This is a genomic window from Corallococcus sp. CA054B, assembly GCF_003611625.1.
In the GTDB taxonomy this organism is placed as follows: Bacteria; Myxococcota; Myxococcia; order Myxococcales; family Myxococcaceae; genus Corallococcus; species Corallococcus coralloides.
The window spans coordinates 1-4,862 of sequence record NZ_RAVY01000340.1 but is presented as its reverse complement, the minus strand read 5'-3'; the positions used below and the strand labels follow the sequence as shown (position 1 = coordinate 4,862).

General features: G+C 69.9%; 4 protein-coding genes. 2 read left to right on the top strand and 2 right to left on the bottom strand.

Annotated elements, in window-relative coordinates; translation table 11 throughout:
• A partial coding sequence (locus tag D7V80_RS40180) for an HlyD family secretion protein (protein WP_370452639.1) occupies positions 1 to 1,288 on the top strand: 1,288 nt, incomplete at its 5' end.
• 6 nt (positions 1,289 to 1,294) lie between these two features.
• Complete coding sequence (locus D7V80_RS40175) at positions 1,295 to 2,845, top strand: DHA2 family efflux MFS transporter permease subunit (RefSeq protein WP_233586079.1); 1,551 nt, start codon at positions 1,295 to 1,297, stop codon at positions 2,843 to 2,845.
• An 85-nt stretch (positions 2,846 to 2,930) separates the two neighbouring features.
• Here D7V80_RS40175 and D7V80_RS40170 read toward each other — a convergent pair whose 3' ends face one another.
• A complete protein-coding gene (locus tag D7V80_RS40170) occupies positions 2,931 to 4,466 on the bottom strand; it encodes a S1 family peptidase (RefSeq protein ID WP_120593047.1) in 1,536 nt (511 codons plus the stop codon).
• 193 nt (positions 4,467 to 4,659) lie between these two features.
• Positions 4,660 to 4,862 (bottom strand): MYXO-CTERM sorting domain-containing protein (locus tag D7V80_RS40165; RefSeq protein WP_233586078.1); only part of this gene is annotated, 203 nt, incomplete at its 5' end.

Below are 4,862 nucleotides of genomic sequence, written 5' to 3'. Positions count from 1 at the left end.
AACCATGACGACCCGTACCACCCCTTCACTGGAAGCCGCCCCCTCCACCGAAGCCCCCGCCGTCGCGAAGCCCGCGAAGCGCTCCCGCGCCAGGCAGGTGCTGCCCATCCTCGTGGGCGTGGCGGTGCTGGGCGGTGGTGCGCGCTTCCTCCTCACCCACGGTCACGAGTCCACCGACGACGCCCAGGTGGAGGGCCGCATCGCCAACGTGTCGCCGCGCGTGGCCGGTCAGGTGGCCCGCGTGCTGGTGCAGGACAACCAGACGGTGAAGGCCGGCGACGTGGTGGTGGAGCTGGACCACGCGGACCTGGACGCGCGCCTGGAGGTCGCTCGCGCGGACGTGATGAGCGCGGAGGCCCAGCTGTCCAACGCCCAGGCCCAGCTCACCCTCACGGAGGCCAACGCGGGCGCCAACCTGCGCCAGGCCCGCGCCGGCGTCACCCAGGCCTCCAGCGGCATCAGCTCCTCCAAGGCCGCGTTGGATCAGGCCCGCGCGGACGTGACCGCGTCCGAGGCGCGCTTCAAGCTGGCGGAGACGGACCTGGGCCGCATCAAGCAGCTGCGCGAGCAGGGCGCCGTGGCCCAGGCGGATCTGGACGCGCGTCAGGCCTCGTATGATCAGGCCAGGGCCGCGCTGGACCAGTCCCGCGCGCGGCTGACCTCCACCGAGGCCGGCATCCAGAGCTCCTCCGGTGGCCTGGAGGCCGCGCAGGGCAAGCTCAGCGCCGCGGAGACGGCGCCCGTGCAGGTGCAGGCCGCGCAGGCCGCGCTGAAGCTCGCGGAGGCCCGGCTCAAGCAGACGCACGGCGCGCTGACGCTCGCGGAGCTCGCCGTGTCCTACGCGCAGGTGCGCGCCCCGGTGGACGGCGTGATCAGCCGCCGCACCGTGGAGGTGGGGCAGATGGTGGGCCCGGAGCGACCGCTGATGGCCGTGGTTCCGCAGAACGACATCTGGATCGTCGCCAACTTCAAGGAGGACCAGGTCGGTGAGATGCGCCCGGGCCAGCCGGTGGAGCTGGAGGTGGACGCCTTCGGCAGCCACTCGTTCAAGGGCCACGTGGACAGCCTCGCGGGCGCCAGCGGCGCGCGCTTCGCCCTGCTGCCGCCGGACAACGCGTCCGGCAACTTCGTGAAGGTCGTGCAGCGCATCCCCGTGCTCATCCGCTTCGATGGGGACCTGAAGGACCTGCCCATCAAGCCCGGCATGAGCGCCTACGTCACCGTGGATACCAGCGCGAAGCCCGTGCAGCAGAAGACCGCGGCGGTGGATACCCGGAAGGCGGAGTAACCCCTCGTGGACGCACGCAGAGACGTCATCCAAGGTTCCAAGACGGGCATCACCATCGCGGCCATGGCCGCGGCGCTGATGTCCGTGCTGGACATCTCCATCGTCAACGTGGCCCTGAGCGACATCCGCGCGAGCTTCGGCACGCCGTTGGATCAGATCGCCTGGGTGTCCACGGGCTACATGATGGCCAACGTGGTGGTCATCCCGATGACGGGCTGGCTGCAGCGCCGCTTTGGCTACCGGAAGTACTTCACCTTCTCCGTCATCCTCTTCACGGTGGCCAGCGTGCTGTGCGGCCTGTCGTGGAACCTGACGTCACTGGTGGCCTTCCGCATCCTCCAGGGCATGGGCGGCGGCGCCATCATCCCCACGTCCCAGGCCATCCTCTTCGCCCGCTACCCGCGCGAGGAGCACGGCATGGCGGGCGCCCTCTTCGGCCTGGGCGCCGTGACGGGCCCGCTGCTGGGGCCCACCGTGGGCGGCCTGCTCATCGAAGCGGCCAGCTGGCACTGGATCTTCCTCATCAACGTGCCGGTGGGCATCTTCGCCGCGTACATGGCGTGGCGCTACATCGAACAGCCCCACTTCGAACCGTCCACGGAGAAGGTGGACAGAAACGGCATCGCGCTGCTCGCCGTGGGCATGGCCTGCCTCCAGTACGTGCTGGAGGAGGGCAACCGCGAGGACTGGTTCGACAGCCGGCTGATTACCCTCCTGGCCGTCATCGCGGGCATCGCGCTCATCACCTTCGTCGTTCACGAGCTGGAGACACCCAGTCCCGTGGTGGACCTGCGCGTGTTCGGCAACCGAAGTTACTCCGCGGCCACGGGGGTGAACTTCCTGGTGGGCACGGCGCTGTTCTCCGGCTCGTTCCTCTTCAGCCTCTTCTGCGGCTCCGTGATGCGCTACGAGGCGTTGGACATCGGGCTCATCTTCCTCAAGGGCAGCGCCATCCAGATTCTGCTGATGCCGCTCATCGGCAAGTTCGGAGGCAAGGTGGATGGCCGGTACCTGATTGGCTTCGGCATCCTGGGCATGAGCCTGTCGCTATGGACCAACGGCCACCTGGCCACGCGCGTGGATGAAATCACCCTCATCACGCCGGTGTTCATCCGCGCCTGCTCGCTGGGCTTCATCTTCGTGCCGCTGTCGGTGATGGCGCTCAGCAACCTGCGTCCGGAGCAGCGAGGCAACGCGGCGGGCCTCTTCAACCTCACCCGCGAGCTGGGCGGCTCCATTGGCACCGCGTGGATGAGCAGCGCGCTCAGCCGCTCCACCCAGGCCAACGTCACCGCCATCACCTCGCACGTGGACGTCTACGGGCAGGTGGCGCAGGAGCAGGTCGCCTCCATGACCGGCGCCATGGCGGCCAAGGGCGTGCTCAACCCCACGGGCGCCGCCTACGGCCTGTTGAGTCAGCGCATCAATGCCCAGGCGCTGGTGCGGGCCTTCAACGCGAACTTCCTCATCCTCGCCGCGCTGTTCGTCTGCGCCCTCGTCCTGGTGGTCATGCTCCAGAAGGCGGACCCCAACGTGAAGGTGGAAGGCGCGCACTAGCAGCCCCGGCCGCTGAAACGACAAAGCGCGGGTCCCGATGCGCCGGGGGCCCGCGCTTCTTCGTTTCAGGCGCTACGGAAGACGACTACCGGCGCCACTTCTGCGCGGCGGTGCCGTTGCACTCCCAGAGCTGCAGCGGGGTGCCGCTGGCGGAGTTGCCGCCCGTCACGTCCACGCACTTGTTGGCCTGGGGGTTCACCAGGTCACCGGCGCCGGAGAGGATGAACTGCTGCGCGGGGTTGCCGTTGCAGCTCACCAGCTGGATGGCCGTGCCGTTGGCGCTGGAGCCCCAGGCCACGTCCATGCACTTGCCGAACGCGCGCACGGTGCCGTCCGACATGAAGGTCCACCGCTGCGCGTTGGTGCCGTTGCAGTCCCACAGCTGCAGGCGGGTGCCGTCGTTGGTGTTGGAGTTCGGCACGTCGATGCACTTGTGCGCCAGGCCGATGATGGGGCCGCCGGAGCCGCCACCGCCCGTGGTGGTGAGCGACAGGCCGTAGGCGTTCAGGATGGGGAGGAGCGGCTGGAAGACGGTGTTGCCGCCCGTCGAGCAGTTGCCGCCAGCGCCGGACGTCACGCCCTGCGCCTGGTTGCCGGACAGCCACGAGCCGCCGGAGTCACCGCCCTCCGCGCACGCGCTGGACGCCGTGAGGCCGTACACCGGGCCCGCGGAGTAGTTCACCGTGACGTTCTTCCCCGTGATGACGCCGCAGCGCCAGCCGGTGGTGGAGCCCGAGCGACAGACGGACGCGTTGACGCCCGCCTCTTGCGAGCCCTGCACCAGCACGTTGCCGCCCGCGTAGTTGTTCACCCACGGCTGCGACCCCCACGAGCCGTTGGTGCGCACCCAGGCGTAGTCGTTGCCGGGCCAGCTGGCCGCCACCACCGTGCCCTGCGCCACGCCGTTGAAGCCGCTGGTGCCCGTGCCCGGACCGCCACAGTGGCCCGCCGTCACGAAGCCGCCCGCCACCGGGAAGCCGATGGAGCAGCGCGAGCCGCCCGGGTAGTACGCGTCACCGCCGCGCAGGTCGTACACCGGCTTGAACTCCTCGCGCGACGGCACCGTCCGCACCGCGGCGTGCTTCACACCCGCCTTCGCGACGAAGTCCGTGCCGCCCGTCAGCGCGGAGTCCTGCGTCAGCACCACCACGCTGTTCGTCATCACGTCCACGTACCAGGCGTGCACGGCGCGGCCCGCCATCCCGCTGTCGCGGTCCAACTGGGCCTTCACCGCCTCCAGCTCCGCCTGCGTGTACTTCACCTTCCGCGGCACCGCCCCCGCGCGGCGCACCGCGTCCGCGTCCGCGTCCGTCGTCACGCCCACCACCAGCGCGCTGCCGTCCGCGTTCATCCACGCGCCGCCAAAGCGCTCGCCCAACTGCGCGCGCAGGTTGCCTTCCACGCGCACCGCCGCGGCCTCCGACGCCAGCCGCTGCTTCGCGCCGTCCGCCGTCAGGCCCAGGTCCCGCTGCATCGCGGAGAGCAGGTCGGGCGACACGTCGTGCGCCAGCGCCGCTTCCGCGGGGGACGGCGCCGCCATCGCCATCGAGGGAATGACGCTCAACGTGGCGCCAGCGAACAGCGCCGTCGCGGTGGAGAACAGCCCGGAGGTCCGCTTCATCGGGGTCCTGCCTTTCGTGCTGCGGGGAAGCCCGGAGCGAAACCCGACTGAGCCGCGAAGGTCAAACAATTCAAGAATTAGTTAAATTCTCTGACATTTTTGTGTGGCCGAAGAAAGTCACAGGAAGCAAGAAGGCCCGGTGCGTCATGAGACGCACCGGGCCCTTGGAACTTGCTTCGGTGTCGAGCGGAAGTCAGCGCTTCGCGCGCGGGGCCAGCGCGCGGGCGGGGGCCCGGCGACGGCGCAGCGCGACAGCGCCCAGCATCAACAGGGCACCGGCGAAGGGCAGGGTGCCGGACGTGCCGGACGCGCTGCAGCCCCCCGCCATGGCGTCGGACGAGTCCGGCAGGCCATTGGGGTTGTTGGACACGGGCGTGGGGGTGGGGACGGACGGGG